The sequence below is a fragment of the Streptomyces altiplanensis genome (assembly GCF_053591575.1).
Map to the genome: position 1 here is coordinate 1 of NZ_JBSFUB010000060.1, position 20153 is coordinate 20153.

General features: G+C 72.4%; 23 protein-coding genes, 2 pseudogenes and 1 riboswitch. Of the genes and pseudogenes, 17 read left to right on the forward strand and 8 right to left on the reverse strand.

Features of this window, described 5'->3' with window-relative positions; all coding sequences use genetic code 11:
* Positions 1 to 124: 124 nt before the first annotated feature.
* Positions 125 to 409, reverse strand: coding sequence for a type II toxin-antitoxin system Phd/YefM family antitoxin (locus ACWD0Y_RS23720; RefSeq protein WP_450262326.1), 285 nt, complete (start codon positions 407 to 409; stop codon positions 125 to 127).
* Positions 410 to 471: 62 nt separating this feature from the next.
* Between ACWD0Y_RS23720 and ACWD0Y_RS23725 the strand changes: the two genes are divergently transcribed.
* From ACWD0Y_RS23725 to ACWD0Y_RS23740, 4 genes are all read left to right on the forward strand, one after another.
* Positions 472 to 1125, forward strand: coding sequence for an ATP-dependent Clp protease proteolytic subunit (locus ACWD0Y_RS23725; RefSeq protein ID WP_450262327.1), 654 nt, complete (start codon positions 472 to 474; stop codon positions 1123 to 1125).
* Positions 1126 to 1133: 8 nt separating this feature from the next.
* Positions 1134 to 1430, forward strand: coding sequence for a hypothetical protein (locus tag ACWD0Y_RS23730; RefSeq protein WP_450262328.1), 297 nt, complete (start codon positions 1134 to 1136; stop codon positions 1428 to 1430).
* 334 nt (positions 1431 to 1764) lie between these two features.
* Positions 1765 to 1927: riboswitch (cyclic di-AMP (ydaO/yuaA leader) on the forward strand.
* Positions 1928 to 1930: 3 nt separating this feature from the next.
* Entirely contained in the window at positions 1931 to 2404 is a 474-nt protein-coding gene (locus ACWD0Y_RS23735) for a C40 family peptidase (RefSeq protein WP_450262329.1), read from the forward strand.
* Between the two features lie 44 nt (positions 2405 to 2448).
* Positions 2449 to 2835 (forward strand): VOC family protein, encoded by a 387-nt coding sequence (locus ACWD0Y_RS23740; RefSeq protein ID WP_450262330.1) that lies wholly within the window; start codon positions 2449 to 2451, stop codon positions 2833 to 2835.
* Positions 2836 to 2865: 30 nt separating this feature from the next.
* Here the strand turns inward: ACWD0Y_RS23740 and ACWD0Y_RS23745 are convergent.
* Positions 2866 to 3489 (reverse strand): annotated as a pseudogene (locus tag ACWD0Y_RS23745) (LysE family translocator).
* On the opposite strand from ACWD0Y_RS23745, the pseudogene ACWD0Y_RS23750 reads away from it, so the two are divergent.
* A pseudogene (locus ACWD0Y_RS23750) lies at positions 3449 to 3784 on the forward strand (LysR family transcriptional regulator substrate-binding protein); the annotation flags it as partial. The pseudogenes ACWD0Y_RS23745 and ACWD0Y_RS23750 sit on opposite strands and share 41 nt — an antisense overlap.
* Positions 3785 to 3787: 3 nt before the next feature.
* Here the strand turns inward: ACWD0Y_RS23750 and ACWD0Y_RS23755 are convergent.
* The gene (locus ACWD0Y_RS23755; protein ID WP_450262331.1) at positions 3788 to 4219 is read right to left on the reverse strand and encodes an ATP-binding protein; all 432 of its coding nucleotides are present in this window, start codon (positions 4217 to 4219) and stop codon (positions 3788 to 3790) included.
* A 291-nt stretch (positions 4220 to 4510) separates the two neighbouring features.
* Positions 4511 to 5668, reverse strand: coding sequence for an 8-amino-7-oxononanoate synthase (locus ACWD0Y_RS23760; protein WP_450262332.1), 1158 nt, complete (start codon positions 5666 to 5668; stop codon positions 4511 to 4513).
* Positions 5669 to 5812: 144 nt separating this feature from the next.
* On the opposite strand from ACWD0Y_RS23760, the gene bioB reads away from it, so the two are divergent.
* The 5 genes from bioB to ACWD0Y_RS23785 all read left to right on the forward strand — a co-directional run bounded on the left by bioB (position 5813) and on the right by ACWD0Y_RS23785 (position 10170).
* Entirely contained in the window at positions 5813 to 6949 is a 1137-nt protein-coding gene (gene bioB, locus ACWD0Y_RS23765; RefSeq protein ID WP_450262333.1) for a biotin synthase BioB, read from the forward strand.
* On the forward strand, positions 6942 to 8237 hold the full coding sequence (locus tag ACWD0Y_RS23770) for an adenosylmethionine--8-amino-7-oxononanoate transaminase (RefSeq protein ID WP_450262334.1): 1296 nt from the start codon (positions 6942 to 6944) through the stop codon (positions 8235 to 8237). Before bioB ends, ACWD0Y_RS23770 begins: the two co-directional genes overlap by 8 nt.
* 128 nt (positions 8238 to 8365) lie before the next feature.
* Positions 8366 to 9058 (forward strand): dethiobiotin synthase, encoded by a 693-nt coding sequence (bioD, locus tag ACWD0Y_RS23775; protein ID WP_450262335.1) that lies wholly within the window; start codon positions 8366 to 8368, stop codon positions 9056 to 9058.
* An 18-nt stretch (positions 9059 to 9076) separates the two neighbouring features.
* Complete coding sequence (locus tag ACWD0Y_RS23780; protein ID WP_450262336.1) at positions 9077 to 9439, forward strand: VOC family protein; 363 nt, start codon at positions 9077 to 9079, stop codon at positions 9437 to 9439.
* Positions 9440 to 9477: 38 nt separating this feature from the next.
* Positions 9478 to 10170 carry a class I SAM-dependent methyltransferase gene (locus ACWD0Y_RS23785; RefSeq protein ID WP_450262337.1) on the forward strand — a complete coding sequence of 231 codons (693 nt, stop codon included), beginning with the start codon at positions 9478 to 9480 and terminating at the stop codon, positions 10168 to 10170.
* Positions 10171 to 10200: 30 nt separating this feature from the next.
* Here the strand turns inward: ACWD0Y_RS23785 and ACWD0Y_RS23790 are convergent, their stop codons facing one another.
* Positions 10201 to 10572 (reverse strand): fic family toxin-antitoxin system, toxin component, encoded by a 372-nt coding sequence (locus ACWD0Y_RS23790; protein WP_450262338.1) that lies wholly within the window; start codon positions 10570 to 10572, stop codon positions 10201 to 10203.
* Positions 10569 to 10796, reverse strand: a complete 228-nt coding sequence (locus ACWD0Y_RS23795; protein ID WP_450262339.1) for an antitoxin — start codon at positions 10794 to 10796, stop codon at positions 10569 to 10571. Before ACWD0Y_RS23795 ends, ACWD0Y_RS23790 begins: the two co-directional genes overlap by 4 nt.
* A 96-nt stretch (positions 10797 to 10892) precedes the next feature.
* Here ACWD0Y_RS23795 and ACWD0Y_RS23800 point away from each other — a divergent pair, with 96 nt between their 5' ends.
* The 7 genes from ACWD0Y_RS23800 (at position 10893) to ACWD0Y_RS23830 (ending at position 18144) form a co-directional block, all read left to right on the forward strand.
* A complete protein-coding gene (locus ACWD0Y_RS23800) occupies positions 10893 to 11318 on the forward strand; it encodes a GNAT family N-acetyltransferase (RefSeq protein WP_450262340.1) in 426 nt (141 codons plus the stop codon).
* Positions 11319 to 11475: 157 nt separating this feature from the next.
* Complete coding sequence (locus tag ACWD0Y_RS23805; RefSeq protein ID WP_450262341.1) at positions 11476 to 12873, forward strand: hemolysin family protein; 1398 nt, start codon at positions 11476 to 11478, stop codon at positions 12871 to 12873.
* Complete coding sequence (locus tag ACWD0Y_RS23810) at positions 12870 to 13895, forward strand: hemolysin family protein (protein ID WP_450262342.1); 1026 nt, start codon at positions 12870 to 12872, stop codon at positions 13893 to 13895. Before ACWD0Y_RS23805 ends, ACWD0Y_RS23810 begins: the two co-directional genes overlap by 4 nt.
* Before the next feature lie 78 nt (positions 13896 to 13973).
* On the forward strand, positions 13974 to 14753 hold the full coding sequence (locus ACWD0Y_RS23815) for an SGNH/GDSL hydrolase family protein (RefSeq protein ID WP_450262343.1): 780 nt from the start codon (positions 13974 to 13976) through the stop codon (positions 14751 to 14753).
* Between the two features lie 81 nt (positions 14754 to 14834).
* Positions 14835 to 16277, forward strand: a complete 1443-nt coding sequence (purB, locus tag ACWD0Y_RS23820; protein ID WP_450262344.1) for an adenylosuccinate lyase — start codon at positions 14835 to 14837, stop codon at positions 16275 to 16277.
* Between the two features lie 10 nt (positions 16278 to 16287).
* Entirely contained in the window at positions 16288 to 16851 is a 564-nt protein-coding gene (gene mug / locus ACWD0Y_RS23825; protein ID WP_450262345.1) for a G/U mismatch-specific DNA glycosylase, read from the forward strand.
* A gap of 135 nt (positions 16852 to 16986) precedes the next feature.
* Positions 16987 to 18144: an ROK family transcriptional regulator gene (locus tag ACWD0Y_RS23830; protein ID WP_450262346.1), complete on the forward strand. Its 1158-nt coding sequence runs from the start codon at positions 16987 to 16989 to the stop codon at positions 18142 to 18144.
* 51 nt (positions 18145 to 18195) lie between these two features.
* Here the strand turns inward: ACWD0Y_RS23830 and ACWD0Y_RS23835 are convergent, their stop codons facing one another.
* Both ACWD0Y_RS23835 and ACWD0Y_RS23840 read right to left on the reverse strand, forming a co-directional pair.
* Positions 18196 to 18966: a GntR family transcriptional regulator gene (locus tag ACWD0Y_RS23835; protein ID WP_450262347.1), complete on the reverse strand. Its 771-nt coding sequence runs from the start codon at positions 18964 to 18966 to the stop codon at positions 18196 to 18198.
* 136 nt (positions 18967 to 19102) lie between these two features.
* Positions 19103 to 19984, reverse strand: coding sequence for an RNA polymerase sigma-70 factor (locus ACWD0Y_RS23840; protein ID WP_450262348.1), 882 nt, complete (start codon positions 19982 to 19984; stop codon positions 19103 to 19105).
* Between the last annotated feature and the right edge of the window lie 169 nt (positions 19985 to 20153).

The window sequence follows — 20153 nt, forward strand, 5'->3', positions numbered from 1 at the left end:
CCGCCGGGACCTCACCCGCGCGGGGCCCGGCCCGGCGGGGGGGGGGGGGGGCGCCCCCCCCGCCCCCCCCCCCCCCCCGGGGGGGGGGGGGGGGGGCCCCCCCCCGCCCCCGCCCGGCGAGGCGTCAGCTGTCGGAGGTTTCGCCGCGGTGCTCGGCGGCGATTCCGAAGCGGCGCCGTTCGCCCGGAGCGGACGGCGCCGAGCCGATCGCGGAGACCGAGCTGACCACCGGCTCCTCGGCCGCCTCCTGCTGCTCACCTTCAAGTCGTGCCAGGTCAGCGGCGGAAACCAGCGCCACCAGCGGCTTCCCGTGCCGCGTCACGACCACCCGCTCGCCGCCGTACACGACGCGGTTGATCAGCTCCGCCAGCTCTGCCCGGGCTTGCGTCACCGGAATCTCGTAGGCCATGCTCCCCATAGTACGAGCTGTACATCCTGTACATTTTTTACAGAGGCTTCGGAGGTACCGCCATGAACCGATCCACCGCCCGCAGCACCTACAGCACCCGCTACGTACTGCCCGAGTTCACCGAGCGCACCAGCACCGGGACCCGCACGGTCGATCCGTACGCGAAACTGCTCGCGGAGCGGATCGTCTTCCTGGGAACGGCCGTCGACGACGCCGCGGCCAACGACGTGACGGCGCAGTTCATGTACCTCGAACACGCCGCCCCCGACCGGACCATCTCGCTCTACATCAACTCCCCCGGCGGCTCGCACACCGCGATGTCCGCGATCTACGACACCATCCGGTTCGTGAGCTGTGACGTGGAGACGGTCTGCCTGGGCCAGGCCGTCGCCTCCGCCGCCGTACTGCTCGCGGCCGGCACGCCGGGCAGGCGCCTCGCCCTGCCGGGCGCCCGGGTGCTGCTCAGCCAGCCGTCCACCGGCCGGCCCGTGCACGGCCGGCCTTCGGACCTGGAGATCGAGGCGCGGGAGCTGACGCGCATGCGGCAGACGCTCACTCAGCTCCTCGCACTGCACACCGGCCAGAGCACGGAGCGCGTCGACGACGACATCGAGCGCGACAAGGTGCTCACGGCCGAGGCCGCGATGGCGTACGGCCTGGTGGACCACGTCGTGCACAGCCGCAAGGCCGCGCCCGCCTCCCCCGCTCCGAGGTGAACCCGCGCATGCTGCCGCCGCTGCCCGCACTGACGCGCGCCGAGTGCGAGTTCGTCGACCGCTATCTCGAAGTGCTCGACCTGATGGGACGGATCAACCCCGCACGCGGCACCGACACCTATGGCGCGCTGCGGGCCGCCCAGGCGCTCGCCGGGAAGGCCGCCGGCCTGCGGGACGCTCTCGCCCTGATGCACGAGCGGGGCGAGACGCGCGTGCATGCCGCCACGCTCGCGCGGGCCCTGCGCGTGCTCGACGGGGAGCGGCGGGCGGACCGGGTCACCCTGCCAGCCGTGTCCGCGAGTTGAGGAACACGCGGTCGGCTACCCCCATTGGCGTACGAGAGGAACTCACTCAAAAGGCGTAGGAAATACCTGAACAGCGGTACGACCCCGCTTGCGCAACACACCTGCACATTTGGCGGAATTGGGCATTCCGCCGCTGGTACGGCGGTCGTCAGGCACCGGCGTCCGGTGCCGAAAACACCCCTGTCCACCCGAACGGGTCAGCGGTGATCAGCCTCACAAAATGCCGTTTCGGCTCGGAAATCCGGCCATTCATGAGTCAAGATCCCTGGGACGACAAGCCCCCGCCACCGCGGCGGGGCGGTCCGGGCGGACGCTGAGTCCTGCCGCCGTTCCGGATGACTGGTCGACAGGAGTGCATCGGCAGGAGTGGAGGACCCAAGCAGTACGGGGTGGCCGGAGACGGTCGTCCCTCGGGGTGAAGCCGCACACCGCGGCCGGGCATCTTCGCCTGTCCGAACCCGACAGGTCATCCTTCACAGGCGGCTGACGAAGGGTTGCGCATGACCGCGCACAAGCACGTTCCGTCCGTACTGTCCCGGGCCGGAGCCGCTTCGGCTCTCACCCTCGCCGCGATCGGCACCACGATGCTGGCGCCCGGTGCCGTCACCGAGGCGCAGGCCGCATCGCATTCGACGAAGGCGCTCAACGTCGCCGCGTCGAAGAAGGGGGCCCCGTACAAGTACGGGGCGGTGGGCCCGAGCCGGTTCGACTGCTCAGGGCTGACGCTCTATTCGTACAAGAAGGCCGGCAAGAGCCTGCCACGCACCGCCCAGTCCCAGTACAACAAGACCCGGCACATCTCCGCCTCCAGCCGTCAGCGCGGAGACCTGGTCTTCTTCCACTCCGGGCGGAACGTCTACCACGTGGGCATCTACGCCGGGAGCGGCAAGATCTGGCACTCGCCCAAGTCCGGCTCCGTGGTGAAGCTGGAGAAGATCTGGTCCAAGAGCGTCTGGTACGGCCGCGTGCGCTGATATTTCCCGGCCGGCTGCCGGTCCGGGGAGATACCTTCCCTGCCATGACCTTCCTGAATCCGGTACGTCACATCACCTTCGACGCCCACGACCCGTACACGCTCGCCGAGTTCTGGTCCCGTCTGACCGGTTACAAGCTGCTGGACGAGCCGGGTGACGACGAGGTGCTGATCGATCCGGAGCGACCCGGTGTGCCCGGACTGCTGTTCATACGGGTTCCCGGGGACAAGGCCGGCAAGAACCGCGTCCACCTCGACATCCAGCCGCCGCACGGTACGCGGGATGCCGAGGTGGAGCGGCTCGGCGCGCTCGGTGCGCGGATCGTCGACGACCGCCGCACCGAGGACGGCCGGGGCTGGGTCGTCATGGCCGACCCCGAGGGCAACGAATTCTGCGTGGAGCGCGGCGCGGAGGAGATCAAGCCCGTCTGACACCGCGGTGCGGGCGGTGGGGCGGGCGCGTTACACGGCGGCCGCCGCCACCGGGCCTGTCAGCAGGACCACTCCCAGCACGGCGAGCGCGGTCCCGCTGCCCGCTTCCACGGCGCGGGCCGCGCCCGGCCGCCGCAGCCACCCGCCGAGCCCGTCCACGAGCAGGGCCACGGCGGGGAACCACAGCAGTGCGAGAACGACGACGACGGTGGCGAGCAGCAGCGTCCTGGGCAGCGGCTACTGGTCCGCCGGGACGAACTGGGGCAGCAGGCTGAGGAAGAGCACCGGCGCCTTGGGGTTGAGCGCGTTGGCGAGGAAGCCCTGGCGCAGACTGCGGCCGACGCCGCGGGCCGCGGTCGCCGTCGGTCCGCCGGGATGGGGCTCCGGCCCCTTCCGCGGCGCCGGGCGCAGCGCGGACCTCAGGGCCCGGCAGCCGAGGCAGAGGATGTAGGCGCCACCGAGCAGCTGGACCGCACGGAAGAGCGCCGGTACGGCGACGAGTACGGCCGCCAGTCCCGCCACGGCCAGCGCCGTGTGGACGAGGAGCCCGCCCGCGACACCCACCGCGCAGGCGACCCCGACCCGACCCGGCCCGACACGGCTCGCGGCGCTGGTGCCGGTCGCCGAACTCGCCGGACAGCCGCTGATCAGCAGTGCGCCCTCGCATCCGCCCCGGCAGGGCGTGGAGGCGGCGCTGACCGCGGCGGGGGCGACACCGGCGGTCGTGTGCGGGTCGCCCGGTTACGCGCTGGTCAGCGCGGGGCTCGGGGTGGCCGTGGTGCCCGAGATGGTCGCCGCGACGATGACGCCGGTGGGCGTACGGTCGCTGGAACCGGCCGGGCTGCGGCGCACGATCCCGGTGGCGTACCGGCCCGGTGAGGCGAGCCCGGCGGCGGACACCCTGCGCGCGCTGCTGCGCGGTGCCTTCGGCCGGGCCTGTGCGGCCTGAGCCCTACTGCTGGACGGGTACGGTCCAGGGCAGGGCGATCCACACGGTCTTGCCGCCGTCCCGGGTGGGCTGGACGGACACCCGCCCGCCGTACTCGGCGGTGAGCCAGCGGATGATCACCATGCCGCGCCCGTTGTCCTGCTGGACGGCGGCGGGCAGCCGTTTCGGCCAGCGCGGGTGACTGTCGGTGACGCCGATGCGCAGCTGCTCGTCCCGCTCCAGCTGTACGTCCACGGTGAACGTCGGCGACTGCCCGAAGGTGTGCTGAACGGCATTGGTCGCAAGTTCCGAAACGATCAGCCGGACGGTATCGGCGGCGTCGGATCCCGGGGGCATGCCCCATTCGCCGAGAATCTCCGCGACATATCTCCTGGCCGCGGAGACCGAGGCTGGCTCGCTCGGCAGAGTGACGGATACTTCCTGATGGTCTGCCATGGCGACGCTGTCCCTTTCCCGCCGGGGCCGGACTCCGACTCGTAGCGGATGAACTTCGAGGACGGCCTCGGACTGTGCTCCGCGCCAGAGTGCCACTCACGGCGCCGTTACCGGGCGTGATCCCCCGAGATACGCAGATGTCTGTCGCTCGAAGCGGTGAACTCTGCTGCGCGGTAGTCCATTTGAGCCAGGTCTTGTGCAAGGTCGTGGAGAAGCCGTGAAGGCCGCGTCGCGAGATGGTGCTCACCCGCCTTGATTTCCGGGCGAGTTCGGCCGGCCGACCGCCGGCTCTCAGAAGGCAGCGGTGGGCGCGGTCCGCACGACCGTGTCCACCGCCTCCACTATCTGCCGGCCCGTCAGGTCCGCCCGCGCGGTCAGCCTGAGCCGGGAGATCCCGTCCGGCACCGAGGGGGGCCGGAAACAGCCCACCACGAGACCGGCAGCCCGGCAGTCGGCCGCCCACCGCACCGCCGCCTCCGGCGAGGGTGCCAGGACCGACACCACGGCGGCGTCCGGGCGTACGGCGCTCAGGCCGGCGTCCGTCAGCCCGCGGTGCAGCGAGAGGGCGACGCTCCGGGCCCTGCCCGCCAGCTCCGGCTCACGGCGCAGCAGCCGTACGCTCGCCAGCGCCGCGCCCGCGGCGGCCGGCGCCAGTCCGGTGTCGAAGATGAACGTACGGGCCGTGTTGACGAGGTGGTCGATGACACGAGCCGGGCCGAGGACCGCTCCGCCCTGGCTGCCGAGCGACTTCGACAGGGTGAGGGTGGCGACGACGCCGTCCGCTCCCGCGAGGCCCGCCGCGTCCAGTGCGCCCCTGCCGCCGTCGCCCAGGACGCCGAGCCCGTGCGCGTCGTCGACGAGGAGGGCCGCTCCGTACGCACGGCAGGCCGCCGCCAGTTCCGGCAGGGGCGCCGCGTCGCCGTCCACCGAGAACACCGAGTCGGTGACGGCGAGGGCGCGGCCCTCGTGCGCGTCGAGCGTCTTGCGTACGGCGTCGGGGTCGGCGTGCGGCACCACCGCGGTCGTGGCGCGCGCGAGCCGGCAGCCGTCGACGATCGAGGCGTGGTTGAGGGCGTCGGACACGATCAGCGCACCGTGACCGGTGAGCGCGGTGAGAGCGGCGAGGTTGGCGGCGTAACCGGAGGAGAGGACGAGGGCTGCCTCGAAGCCGCAGAAGTCGGCCAGTTCCCGCTCCAGTTCGGCGTGCAGCCGCGTGGAGCCGGTGACGAGCCGCGACCCGGTGGCGCCCGCGCCCCAGAGGCGGGCGGCCTCCGCGGCGGCGGAGGTGATCTCCGGGCGGCGGGTGAGGCCGAGGTAGTCGTTGCTCGCGAGGTCGAGCAGGGCGGACTCGGCGGGGCGCGGGCGCAGGGTCCTGACGAGTCCGGCCGTGGCGCGCACCGCCGCCTGCTCGTCGATCCAGCCGAACGGGTCGAACGGTCCCTGGGGCATGAGTGAGTCCCTTTTTGTAGGCAGCGAACAGACACTAGCCGGGGTCATGCGCGGTCAGGGTGTGGCAATACCCACACCTCGCCGGGCCTCTCTTGTGCGATTCCTCCCTGGCGGCAGGCTGCGCCGTAGGCCAGGATCGGCGCCATGGACCTGCTGAACACACTGGTGGAGAAAGGGTTGCGGCGTGAGCTGCCGACCCGCGAAGAAGCGCTCGCCGTGCTGGCGACGTCCGACGACGAGCTGCTCGATGTGGTGGCCGCGGCCGGAAAGGTACGCCGTCAGTGGTTCGGACGGCGGGTGAAACTGAACTACCTCGTCAACCTCAAGTCGGGTCTGTGCCCCGAGGACTGTTCGTACTGCTCGCAGCGGCTCGGCTCCAAGGCCGAAATCCTCAAGTACACCTGGCTGAAGCCCGACGAGGCGTCCAAGGCGGCGGCCGCGGGGGTCGCCGGCGGCGCGAAGCGGGTGTGCCTGGTGGCGAGCGGGCGCGGGCCGACGGACAAGGACGTCGACCGGGTCTCGAAGACGATCGAGGCGATCAAGGACCAGAACGAGGACGTCGAGGTGTGCGCCTGCCTCGGGCTGCTGTCCGACGGGCAGGCGGAGCGGCTGCGGGCGGCGGGCGCCGACGCGTACAACCACAACCTGAACACGTCCGAGGCGACGTACGGCGCCATCACCACCACCCACACCTACGCCGACCGCGTGGAGACCGTCCAGCAGGCGCAGGCCGCGGGCATGTCCGCGTGCTCCGGGCTGATCGCGGGCATGGGCGAGAGCGACGCCGATCTGGTGGACGTCGTCTTCGCGCTGCGTGAGCTGGACCCGGACTCGGTGCCGGTGAACTTCCTGATCCCGTTCGAGGGGACGCCGCTCGCCAAGGAGTGGAACCTCACCCCGCAGCGGGCGCTGCGCATCCTCGCGATGGTGCGGTTCGTCTGCCCGGACGTGGAGGTGCGGCTCGCGGGCGGGCGCGAGGTGCACCTGCGCACCATGCAGCCGCTCGCGCTGCACCTGGTCAACTCGATCTTCCTCGGCGACTACCTGACCAGTGAGGGCCAGGCCGGTCAGGCCGACCTGGAGATGATCGCCGACGCCGGTTTCGAGGTGGAGGGGGCGGACACGACGACGCTGCCGGAGCACCGGGGCGGTGGCGGCTGCGCGTCGGCGTGCGGTGAGCCGGCGGCCGAAGCGGACGCACCGGAGATCCCGGCCGCCCGTACGGACCTGGTGTCGGTACGCCGTCGGGGCGCCGGGACGGACCTCGCGCCCAATGCCTGAGCCGCTCTCCCCCGCCGAGCTGCTCCGGCTCGACCGGGAGCACGTCTGGCATCCGTACGGCCCGATGCCGGGCCGGGCCGAGCCGCTGCTGGTGGAGTCCGCGTCCGGCGTCCGGCTGCGGCTCGCGCGGGCCGCCCACGGCCAGGACGAGCTGGTCGACGGCATGTCGTCCTGGTGGTCGGCGGTCCACGGCTACAACCACCCGGTCCTCAACGAGGCGGCGCGCGGTCAGCTCGACCGGATGAGCCACGTGATGTTCGGCGGGCTCACCCATGAGCCCGCCGTGCGCCTGGCCGCCAAGCTGGTGGAGATCACTCCGCAGCCGCTGCGCCATGTCTTCCTGGCCGACTCCGGGTCGGTGGCGGTCGAGGTCGCGGTCAAGATGTGCCTCCAGTACTGGCGTTCGGTCGGCCGTCCCGGCAAGCAGCGGCTGCTGACCTGGCGCGGCGGCTACCACGGGGACACCTGGCAGCCGATGTCGGTGTGCGACCCCGAGGGCGGGATGCACGAGCTGTGGCAGGGGGCGCTGCCGCGCCAGGTCTTCGCGGACGCGCCGCCGGCCGGGTACGACGCGGCGTACGCCGACCACCTGCGCGCGCTGATCGCCCGTCACGCCGGTGAACTGGCCGCGGTGATCGTGGAGCCGGTGGTGCAGGGCGCGGGCGGGATGCGCTTCCACTCCCCCGCGTACCTTCGGGTGCTGCGGGAGGCGTGCGACGCGCACGACGTGCTGCTGGTCTTCGACGAGATCGCGACGGGTTTCGGCCGTACGGGAACCCTTTTCGCCTCGGAGCACGCGTCCGTCTCACCCGATGTCCTGTGCCTCGGCAAGGCGCTGACCGGCGGTTACCTGACGATGGCGGCGACGCTGTGCACGTCCGGGGTGGCCGACGGCATCTCGCGCGGCGAGGTGCCGGTCCTGGCCCACGGTCCGACGTTCATGGGCAACCCGCTGGCGTCGGCGGTGGCGTGCGCCTCGATCGACCTGCTGCTCGGCCAGGACTGGCAGGGCGAGGTCAAGCGCATCGAAGCGGGCCTGGGCGAAGGGCTGGCGGAGACGGCGCGGCTGCCGGGGGTCCGGGACGTGCGGGTGCTCGGTGCGATCGGCGTCGTACAGCTGGACCGCGAGGTCGACATGGCGGCGGCGACGGAGGCGGCGGTACGGGAGGGCGTGTGGCTGCGCCCGTTCCGCGACCTGATCTACACGATGCCGCCGTACGTGACGAACGACGAGGACCTGGCCCGCATCTGCCGGGCGGTGCGGGCGGCGGCGTCGGCCGGCGCGTGAGCGGGGCCTCCCTCCTCCCTCCGCCCGCCCCTTCCCGCACCCGGGGTCCCGCCCCGGTTCAGGAGGGGGCGGGCAGGGGGGAAGCCCCCGCCCGGGCACAGACGAACTACTACGCAGGAGCACAACCCATGACCGTCATCGTCGTCAGCGGCACCGGCACCGAGATCGGGAAGACCGTCGTCACGGCGGCCCTCGCCGCCGCCGCCCGCGCCCAGGGACGTACCGTCGCCGTGCTCAAGCCCGCGCAGACCGGACTCGCGCACGGGGAGCCGGGGGACGCCGACGAAGTCGTGCGGCTCGCGGGCGACGCGGTCACGGGGGTCGAACTCGCGCGGTTCCCCGAGCCGTTGGCGCCCGCGACGGCCGCCCGCCGCGCCGGCCTGCCCCCCGTACGGCCGCACGACGTCGCCACGGCGGCCGCCAAGCTCGCCGTCGAGTACGACCTCGTGCTCGTCGAAGGCGCCGGCGGCCTCCTCGTCCGCTTCGACGACGACGGCGCCACCCTCGCCGACGCCGCCCGCCTGCTCGAAGCGCCCGTACTCGTCGTCACCCCGGCCGCCCTCGGGACGCTCAACTCGACCGCGCTGACCGCCGAGGCCCTGCGCGCCCGCGGGATCGAGATGCTCGGCGTCGTCGTCGGCAGCTGGCCCGGGGACCCCGGCCTCGCCGAGCGGTGCAATCTGACGGACCTCCCCGAGGTCGCGGGGGCGCCCCTGCTCGGCGTCGTCCCCGAGGGCGCGGGGGCCCTGGAACCCGCCGCATTCCGCAGCCGCGCCACGGCGTGGCTCGCGCCCCGGCTCGGCGGCACCTGGCGCCCGTAAGCCCTTATGGTCGTCGTCATGCGAGCACGTATCGACGAGATCGTCTTCGACTGCGCGGATCCGGCCGCACTGGTCCGGTTCTGGGCCGCCCTGCTGGGCGGCGACCCCGTCGACCGGAGTCCGCACTGGTCGTACGTCGACCCGCCGGACTGGACGCGGGTCGCCTTCCAGCGCGTACCGGAGGGCAAGACCGTCAAGAACCGCCTCCACCTGGACCTGGAGGCGGGCGACCTGGACACGGCGAGCGCCGAGGCGGAGCGCCTGGGAGCGACCAGGAAGGGCGGCATCGTGACCGACGAGAACGGCTCCTTCCAGGTGCTGCTGGATCCGGAGGGCAACGAGTTCTGCTTCGTGAGCGGCGTGAGCCCCGCCACGGGGTAGGAATCGCGGTATCCGTACACCCACGGAGGAGGTCCGCGATGCTGGAACGCCGCCGCAAGGTTCCCCGGGACGCCGTGCACCATCCGCTCTTCGCCCGTTTCTACGCCCGCGTGAGTGTGGTGGCCGACCTGAGGAGCGGGGTGGCCGCGCACCGCGCGGAGCTGCTGTCCGGTCTCTCGGGCCGGGTCATCGAGATCGGCGCGGGAAACGGGCTGAACTTCGCGTACTACCCTTCGGCCGTCTCCGAGGTGGTGGCGATCGAACCGGAGCGCAGTCTGCGGCAACTGGCCGTGAAGGCGGCCCTGGACGCCGGTGTCCCGGTGGACGTGGTGCCGGGCGCCGCGGAGGCGCTGCCGGTCAAGAGCGAGGCGTTCGACGCGGCGGTGGTGTCGCTGGTGCTGTGCAGCGTACGGGACGTCCCGCGCGCCCTGTCCGAGATCAGGCGCGTACTGCGGCCGGGTGGCGAGCTGCGCTTCTTCGAGCACGGCCGGGGCGAGGGCCGGGCCATGGTGACGGCCCAGCGTGCGCTGGACCGCACCGTGTGGCCCCTGCTCTTCGGCGGGTGTCACACGGCGCGCGATCCGCTGGCGGGCATCGCGGCGGCGGGCTTCGACATCGGTGCCCACCGGCGGCTGTCCGTACCGGAGAAGGGACCGAAGCTGCCGTCGTCGCCCTGCGTGCTGGGCGTGGCGCACCGGCCCCCGGAAGGGACGGGACCGTCCGGCGGCTGAGGCCGCGCGGCCCGGCCGCGGCTCATCCCCTCACAGACTCCACCGGCGCAGCTCTTCGGCGATCGCGTGCACGTCCGCCTTGCCCTCCTTGACCAGCCTGGCCAGGTCCCTCACCTGCTCGGGCGAGGTCGCGATCTTCAGGCCGCAGGCGACGAGATAGCCGTACGCGACGGCCGAGGCGAACATCGCGTTGGAGCGTTCCAGCGCGGGCACCTGAATGAGCAGCTGGAGCAGGGCGGCGGCGCGGGCCGGCGCGTCGCCGTAGACGGGGATGCCGAAGATCTCCGCCTCGTGCCGGGCCACGGCGGCGACGAGCGCGCCCCAGTCGACGACCTGCGGGTCGCCGGGGGTCTTGTGCTCGGCGACCATGAGGAGCCAGGCCAGATCGATCCTGAGAGTCAACGCTTGCCTTCGCGCTCCGTGCCGAACTCTTCCACGAACACCGATTCGTACTGCTTCATGAAGTCGGACGCGGCCTCGACGAAGGTGCGCCCCACCTCGCCCGCGTCCTGTCTGACCAGTTCCTCGATGTAGCGGTTCACGCTCATCCCGCGCTGGAGGGCGCGCTGCCGGGCGGCCTCCGCGGTGGTCTCGTCCACGCGTACGTTCAGCTGGGTCTTCGCCACGCTTCCAAGCTAGCGCGGCGGCGCTAGCACCGGCAAGGGGTGTCCGGCATACGGAAAGCGGTCGACGCGGCGGTCCCCGGGTGCTGGGATGACGCCATGGACGATCTTCGAATACGGGCCGCGGACCCCGACGATCTCGACGCGGTACTGGCCTTCTGGAAGGAAGCCGCCGAAGGGACGAGCATCAGCGACGACCGCGCGGGCGTCGAGCGGCTCGTCGCCCGGGACCCCGGTGCGCTGCTCCTCGCGGAGCTCGGCGGCGAGCTCGCCGGCACGGTCGTCGCGGGCTTCGACGGCTGGCGCTGTCACCTGTACCGGCTGGCCGTGCGCCCGGACCGGCGGCGGCGCGGCATCGGCTCCGCGCTGCTCGCGGCGGCGGAGGAGCGGTTCGTGGAGCTGGGCGGGCGGCGCGGCGACGCGATGGTCCTCACACGCAACGAGCGCGCGCACCACGCCTGGCGTGCCGCGGGCTACGCCCCGGAGCCGCAGTGGCAGCGGTGGGTCAAGCCGCTCGCGGACTGATTTCTGCCCCAGTTTGCTGGTCCTTTACCATGGGCGGATCATTCATCCCCTTTTTTGAAAGGTGTGAGCGTCCGCCCATGGGCGAGCCTCCCAGTACCAGCAGTCGACATCGCGCACTCCTCCCCGCCCTGCCCGATCATGGGACGGAGGTGAACCGATGACCGAAGTGCTTCTGCTCGCCGTGGCCGTGCTGCTCTCGCTCGCCTGCGGAGCCTTCGTCGCAGCCGAGTTCTCGCTCACCACGATCGAGCGCGGAGACCTCGAACGGTCCGTGGAGCGCGGCGAACGGGGTGCGGCGAGTGCCCTCAAGGCCGTACGCAGCCTCACGTTCCAGCTCTCCGGCGCCCAGCTCGGCATCACCGTCACCAACCTCCTCGTCGGCATGCTCGCCGAGCCTTCCATCGGCAAGCTGATCCGCGGCCCGCTCGAGGACGTCGGCCTCTCCCGCTCGACGTCCTCGTCGGTGGCTCTGGTCATCGGTACGGCCCTGTCCACCGTCGTCCTGATGGTCGTCGGCGAGCTGGTGCCCAAGAACTGGGCGATCTCGTCACCGCTGGCCGTGGCCAGGGTGGTCGCCGCCCCGCAGCGGATGTTCAGCGCGGCCTTCCGCCCGCTCATCAGCCACCTCAACGGTTCGGCCAACCGGATCGTGCGGCGCCTGGGCATGGAGCCGGCCGAGGAGCTGGCCTCCGCCCGCAGCCCGCAGGAGCTCGTCGCCCTGGCGCGGCACTCCGCGCGGGAGGGCGCGCTGGAGGCCGACACGGCGGAGCTGTTCGTACGGACCCTCAACCTGGCCGAACTGACCGCGGAGAACGTGATGACCCCGCGCGTGCAGGTCACCGCGCTCGACGTGCAGGCCACCGCGGAGGACGTCGCGAACGCCACCCGTGCGACCGGCCTGTCCCGCTTCCCCGTCTACCGGGGCAGCCTCGACTCGGTCGTCGGCATCGTGCACATCAAGGACGTGCTGACCGTGCCCGCCGGACGCAGGCCGTCGCACCCCGTCTCCTCCCTGCTGCGCGAGCCCCTGCTCGTACCGGAGACGCTGACTGTGGACCGGCTCCTCGACCGGCTGTCGGGCAAGCGCACCATGGCCGTCGTCATCGACGAGTACGGCGGTACGGCGGGTGTCGTGACGCTGGAGGACATCATCGAGGAGGTCGTCGGCGAAGTACGCGACGAGCACGACCCGCACGAGACGCCGGACCTCGCCCCGGCGGGCGAGGACGCCGACGGGCGGACGCTGTGGTCGGCGGACGGCGCGGCCAGGACGGACCAGCTGGAGCGGGTCGGACTGCGGCTGCACGACGGCCCGTACGAGACGCTCGCCGGGCTGATCGCCAGTGAACTGGGCCGTATCCCGGTCGTGGGCGACCGCATCGAACTGGCCGGATGGCAGCTGGACGTGGTGGACGCGGCGGGCCGCCGCGCGGCGCGCGTGCTGCTGCACGCCCCGCCGCCCGGGGAAGAAGAGGCCGCGGGCTCCTATGGCTCCGCGGGCTCCTACGGCTCCGCCGGACCCACCCGTTCCGGGGAAAAGGAGGCCGGGCGATGACCGCGGTCCAACTGCTCATCGGCCTGCTCACGCTGGTCGTCAACGCCTTCTTCGTCGGCGCGGAGTTCGCGCTGATCTCCGTACGCCGCAGTCAGATCGAGCCGGAGGCCGAGCGCGGGAACCGGCGGGCGCACAGCGTCCTGTGGGGCCTCGAACACGTCTCGGCGCTGCTCGCGGCGGCCCAGCTGGGCATCACGCTGTGCACCCTGGTGCTGGGTGTGGTCGCCGAGCCGGCCATCGCGCACCTGCTGGAGCCGGTCTTCCACGCCGTCGGTGTGCCGGACGGGCTGACGCACCTCGTCTCGTTCGTCATCGCGCTCGCCGCGGCGACGTACCTGCACATGCTCTTCGGCGAGATGGTGCCGAAGAACATCGCGCTGGCCGAGCCGGTGCGGGCCGCGCTGCTGCTGGGGCCCCCGCTGGTGGCGCTGGCCCGGGCGCTGCGCCCGGTGATCTTCGCGATCAACGCCTTCGCCAACGCGCTGCTCAAGCTGTTGCGGGTGGAGGCCAAGAACGAGGTGTCCGCGACGTTCTCGGACGACGAACTGGCGCGGCTGGTCACCGACGCGGGCGACGCCGGCCTGCTCGACGACCGCGCGGCCGAGCGGCTGCACGACGCCCTGGAGCTGGGCCGGCGCCCGGTGCGGGACGTGGTCATGCCGGTGGAGCGTGTGGTGTACGCCCAGGTGGGGACGACCCCGGAGGACCTGGAGCGGCTGTCGGCCGAGTCGGGTTTCTCCCGCTTCCCGGTGCTGGAGGGCCTGCGGATCCTGGGTTACCTGCACGTCAAGGACGCGCTGGACGCCGTACCGCGCGATGTGCCGTTCCCGGTGTCCGCACTGCGGCCGATCGCCCGGGTGCGGGCGGTCGCACCGCTCGACGACGTACTGACGGCGATGCGGCGCAGCCGGACGCACCTGGCGGCGGTGCTGGACGAGGACGGCAGTCCGGCGGGGCTCGTCACGATGGAGGACGTACTGCGGGAACTGGTGGGCCGGCCGGACCAGAAGCAGCAGTCCTAGCCGCCGGCGCGGCCGGGGCGGCGAGGAGCGCCGCCCCGGCCGCGGTGGTGCGGACGGCCGGGATACCATCGCTCCGCCATGAAAATGAATGCTGTCTACACCAGTTTTGTCGCGGTCGGCGACTCGTTCACCGAGGGCATGTCGGACGTGCTGCCCGACGGCTCGTACCGCGGCTGGGCGGACCTGCTCGCCGCGCGGCTCGCGGCGAGCACACCGGGCTTCCAGTACGCCAATCTCGCCGTACGCGGAAAGCTGATCGGCCAGATCGTCGACGAGCAGGTAGATGTCGCGGCCGCCATGCGGCCGGACCTCGTGACGCTGGTGGGCGGGCTCAACGACACGCTGCGGCCGAAGGTCGACATGGGCAGGGTGTGCGGGCTCCTCGAAGAGGCCGCCGGGAAGCTGGCGCCGTCCTGCGGGCGGCTGGTGCTGATGCGCAGCCCCGGCCGGAACGGTCCGGTGATGGAGCGCTTCCGGCCGCGCATGGAGCAGTTGTTCGAGTTCATCGACGGCCTGGCGGCGCGGCACGGCGCCCTGGTGGTCGACCTGTACGGCGCTCCCGTGCTCGCCGACCCCCGGCTGTGGCACGTCGACCGGCTGCACCTCACGGCGGAGGGGCACCGGCGGGTCGCCGAGGCGGTGTGGCAGGCGCTCGGGCTCGCGGCGGAGGACGACTGGCGCTCGCCGCTGGCGCCGGGCGCGACTCCCGGCTGGGCGGCGCGCCGCGGCAGCGACCTGCGGTTCGCGCGCGAGCACTTGGTGCCGTGGATCGGACGGCGCGTCACGGGACGGTCCTCGGGCGACGGGCGGCCGCCCAAGCGCCCGGAGCTGCTGCCGTACGACGGTCCCCTGCCGTAGCGCCCCCGTCCCCTCCTCGTAGCAAGCCACAAACAGGGGCGCGGCGCCGACCTGCATAAACCGCCAGTAGAATCTGGTCACGTGACTGCTGCTCCTGCGAAGCCCCGCATCCCCAATGTCCTGGCCGGCCGCTACGCCTCCACGCAACTCGCCGTCCTGTGGTCCCCCGAGGAGAAGGTGAAGCTGGAGCGCCGGCTGTGGCTCGCCGTGCTCCGCGCCCAGAAGGACCTCGGCATCGAGGTGCCGGACGAGGCCCTCTCCGACTACGAGCGTGTGCTCGACCAGGTCGACCTGGCGTCGATCGCCGAGCGCGAGAAGGTCACGCGCCACGACGTGAAGGCGCGGATCGAGGAGTTCAACGCGCTCGCGGGCCACGAGCAGGTCCACAAGGGCATGACGTCCCGCGACCTCACCGAGAACGTCGAGCAGCTTCAGATCCGGCTCTCGCTGGAGCTGATGCGCGACCGTACGGTCGCCGTGCTCGCCCGCCTCGGCAAGCTGTCCGCCGAGTACGCGGAGCTCGTCATGGCGGGCCGCTCGCACAACGTCGCGGCCCAGGCGACGACGCTCGGCAAGCGTTTCGCGACGGCGGCCGACGAGCTGCTGGTGGCGTACGGACGTCTTGAGGAGCTGCTGGGCCGCTACCCGCTGCGCGGGATCAAGGGCCCGGTCGGCACGGCCCAGGACATGCTCGACCTGCTGGGCGGTGACGCCGGCAAGCTGGCCGACCTGGAGCAGCGGATCGCCGCTCACCTCGGTTTCTCGCAGGCCTTCACCTCGGTGGGCCAGGTGTACCCGCGCTCGCTGGACTACGAGGTCGTCACCGCGCTGGTGCAGCTGGCGGGCGCGCCGTCGTCGGTGGCGAAGACGATCCGGCTGATGGCCGGACACGAGCTGGTGACGGAGGGCTTCAAGCCCGGGCAGGTCGGCTCGTCCGCGATGCCGCACAAGATGAACACCCGCTCCTGCGAGCGTGTGAACGGCCTCATGGTGATCCTGCGCGGCTACGCCTCGATGACGGGTGAGCTGGCGGGCGACCAGTGGAACGAGGGCGACGTGTCCTGCTCGGTGGTGCGCCGTGTCGCGCTGCCCGACGCGTTCTTCGCCTTCGACGGCCTGCTGGAGACCTTCCTGACGGTGCTGGACGAGTTCGGCGCCTTCCCGGCGGTCGTCTCCCGCGAGCTGGACCGCTACCTCCCCTTCCTCGCCACCACCAAGGTGCTCATGGCTTCGGTACGGGCCGGGGTCGGCCGCGAGGTCGCGCACGAGGCCATCAAGGAGAACGCCGTCGCCTCCGCGCTGGCGATGCGCGAGCAGGGCGCCGAGCGCAACGAGCTGCTGGACAAGCTCGCGGCCGACGAGCGGATCCCGCTGGACCGGGCACGGCTGGACGAGCTGATGGCCGACAAGCTGTCCTTCACCGGTGCGGCGGCGCAGCAGGTCGGGGCCGTGGTCTCCCGTATCGAGGAGATCGCCAAGCAGCACCCCGACGCCGCCGCGTACACCCCCGGATCGATCCTCTGATCCGCACGCCATGACGCCCGAAGAGCTCCTGGCCGCCCGCGACCGCCTCGTTCCCGACGTGGTCGCGGGCGGCCTGCGGGTGCTTTTCTGCGGTATCAACCCGGGGCTGATGTCGGCCGCGACGGGCCACCACTTCGCCCGCCCCGGCAACCGTTTCTGGCCGGTGCTGCACCTCTCGGGCTTCACGCCCCGGCAACTGAAGCCGTCGGAGCAGGACGAGCTCCTGTCCTACGGTCTGGGCATCACCAACGTGGTGGCCAGGGCGAGCGCGCGGGCCGACGAGATCAGTGACGAGGAGTTCCGCGAGGGCGGACGGCTCCTGACGGCGAAGGTCGGACTGCTGCGGCCGAAGTGGCTCGCGGTGGTCGGCATCACCGCCTACCGCACGGCGTTCGGTGAGAGGAAAGCGGTGATCGGGCCGCAGGAGCGGACGATCGGCGGGACCCGGATCTGGGCCCTGCCCAACCCCAGCGGACTCAACGCCCACTGGACCGCGCAGACCATGGCCGAGGAGTACGCCAGACTGCGGGCCGCGTCGCACGACGACGGCCGGGAGCCCGGAGCCGCCCGCTAGGCGCGGAAGACCTCCGGCCCTCCGGCGTACCGCTGGGGCGCCGCGGAGGCCGCACACCGCCGGACCGCCCTCGCCGCTCCCCCGACCAGCGAGTACGATCCGCCAGAACAAGCGCGCGAGCTGGGAGGACACACCGTGGGGCGGCTGACCGGCGGAGATCCCTCACTGCTGCGGCGGATCAATTCCGCCGTGGTGCTGCACGCTCTGCGGGGCGCCGGCTCCCCCACCCTCACCGACCTGACCCGCATCACGGGCCTCTCCCGGCCGACGGTCGAGGGTGTGGTCGAAGGGCTCATGGAGACCGGGCTCGTCGTCGAGGCCCCGGCCGAGGACGGCGAGGCGCGGCGGCAGGGGCGGCCCGCGCGGAGGTTCCGGTTCCGGGCCGAGGCGGGGCACTTGCTGGGCGTCGAGATCGGCCCGCACCGCATCGCCGCCCTGCTGTCCGGCCTCGACGGCCGTGTCATCGGCGCGGGCTCCCGCGAGGTGTCCGAGACCGCCTCGGCGGACGAGCGGCTCGACCGGGTACGCGCCATGGTCGCCGACGTACTGCGCCGCGCCGGAGTCGCCCGCAGCTCGCTGCGCGCCGTCGGCGTCGGCTCACCCGGCATCGTGGAGGCCGACGGAACCGTACGGCTGGGCACGGCCCTCCCGGAGTGGACCGGGCTGCCCCTCGGTGAGCGGCTCCGCCGTTCCTTCCGCTGCCCCGTACTGGTGGAGAACGACGCCAACGCGGCGGCGGTCGCCGAGCACTGGAAGGGCGCCGCCGTCGACTCCGACGACATCGTGTTCGTCCTGGCCGGACTGAGCCCCGGCGCGGGTTCACTGATCGGCGGCCGGCTGCACCGCGGCTACGGGGGCGCGGCCGGCGAGATCGGAGCGCTGCACCTGCTGGGCCGCGAGGTCACGCCGGAGACGCTGCTGTCGACGACGGACGAGCCGCTGCTCCCGCTGGACGAGCAGGCGGTGGCCACGGTCTTCCGGCGCGCCCGACAGGGCGACCCGGGGGCGCAGGAGGCCGTCGAGAGGTTCATCCAGCGGCTGGTGCACGACGTGGCGGCGCTGGTCCTGGCCCTCGACCCCGAGCTGGTCGTGGTCGGCGGGTGGGCGGCCGGCATCGACGGTGTACTGGAGCCGCTGCGCGGTGAGTTGGCGCGCTACTGCCTGCGTCCGCCGCGGGTGGCGCTGTCACTGCTCGGTGAGGCGGCGGTGGCGACCGGTGCGCTGCGCCTGGCCCTCGACCATGTCGAGGAACAGCTCTTCGCCGTCGAGGGAACGGCGACGGCCCGCCGCTGAGTCGCGACGGGCCGTACCGCAAGCACTCCAAGTGCCGTAGGGCGGGCGGGATCAGGAGGCCCTGCGCTCCTGCGTGTGGTGGCTTATCTCCACGTCGCCCGAGTCGCCGAAGGTGAGCCGGCAGGTGTCCGCCCGGTAGGTGGCCACGGAGACCGCGGCGGTCCTGCCCTCGGCGAAGTAACGCGTGGTGACGACGAGGACGGGCGCGCCGGGCAGCCGGTCGAGTTCCTTCGCGTCGTCCGCGCGGGCCGAACCGAGCTCGACGGCACGGTCCTGGCCGTCCATCGCGAGGCGCTGCAGCTCCCGGAGCACACTGCGCGCGCGGGCCGCGCCCGAGGGTGCTTCGATGGCCGCGAGATCCGGTACGGACGCGTCCGGTACGTACAGCAGTTCGGCTGCGACCGGCTGGCCGTTCGTCACCCGGATCCGGCGCACCATGTGCACCTCGTCCTCGGCGTCGAAGTCCTCGTCGAGCATGCGGGCCACCGCGACGGGGGGCACGGCGCTCGTGCAGTCGACCGGCTGCCAGGCGTCGCCGGCCGCGCCCGGCCATCCGTGCCGCGAGGTGCCGACGTCCACACCCACGCGCGGCGGGGCGACCGTGGTGCCCACGCCGCGACGGCGCTGCAGGCGGCCTTCCAGCTCGAGCTGTTCGAGGGCCTGGCGGAGCGTGGCGCGCGCGACGCCGAAGCGCGAGGCGAGTTCACGCTCGTTGGGCAGGATCTCCCCGACCGCGAAATCGGAGTCGAGTGCCTCGCTGAGCACGGTCTTGAGGTGCCAGTACTTCGGCTCCGGCACCGTTTCGAGCTGCGTGGTCCCCACCCTGATCCTCCGCAATCAGCCTGTCCCCGGCGAGTTTCCGCGCCCTTGTTTATTAAAGGTTCCTGCACTAACTCTGCGACCATAAGTCCGTGGCCCCCCTTGGTCAAGACCAATCGGCGCGGGACAGGCGTCGCTTCTACGGGGCGAGCGCGGTGAGCTTGTCGGGGTTGCGGACGATGTAGACGCACTGGATGAGGCCGTCCGCGACGTCCAGCTGGAAGACCGCGTCGGGCTTCGAGCCGGACAGGACCAGCAGGGCCGGCCCGCCGTTCAGCTCCAGGAAGCGGAACTCGCTCTCGGCGACCGGCTGCTTGGCCGCGGCGAACAGGAAGCGCCCCACCTTGTCGGCGCTCTCCAGGACGCGCAGCGGCGCCTTGGCCTTGCCGCCGCTGTCACCGACGAGCCGGACGTCCGGCGCGAGCAGTGCGAGCAGCGCGCCGAGGTCGCCCCCCGACGCCGCCGCGAGGAACCGTTCGGTGAGGTCGCGGCGTTCGGCCGGGTCCACGTCGAACCGCGGCCTGCGTTCCGCCACATGCCGCCGGGCGCGTCCCGAGAGCTGCCGTACGGCCGATTCCGAGCGTTCCAGGGTGGCGGCGATTTCTCCGTACGGGAAGCCGAAAGCCTCCCGCAGGACGAACACCGCGCGCTCCAGCGGGGAGAGCGACTCGAGAACGACGAGCACCGCGAGCGAGACGGAGTCGGCGAGCACCGCGCGCTGCGCGGTGTCCTCGACGGTCGCGCCGAAGTCCGTCACGAGCGGCTCGGGCAGCCACGGCCCGACGTACGCCTCACGCCTGGCCTGTACGTGGCGCAGCCGGTCGACGGCGAGCCGGGTGGTGATCCGCACCAGGTAGGCGCGCGGTTCGCGCACGTCGTGACGCGTCTGTGCGGACCAGCGCAGCCACGCCTCCTGCACGACGTCCTCGGCGTCGGCGACCCGGCCGAGCATCCGGTACGCCACTCCGGTCAGAAGGGGCCGGTGCTCTTCGAAGACGTCAGTCGCGGTGTCGGCGGTCACTCCCCCATCCCAGCCGACCGTTCGCGCCCTGTCCAGGCGACGACGACGCCCGGCTCCGCCCTGCGGGAGGGAACCGGGCGGCCTTGTGGGGCCGGGGCCCGGACAGCCCGGAACGCGCCGAACCGGTTCCCGGGAACGGTGGCCGGCTGTTCACTTGTGGTTCGTGTGG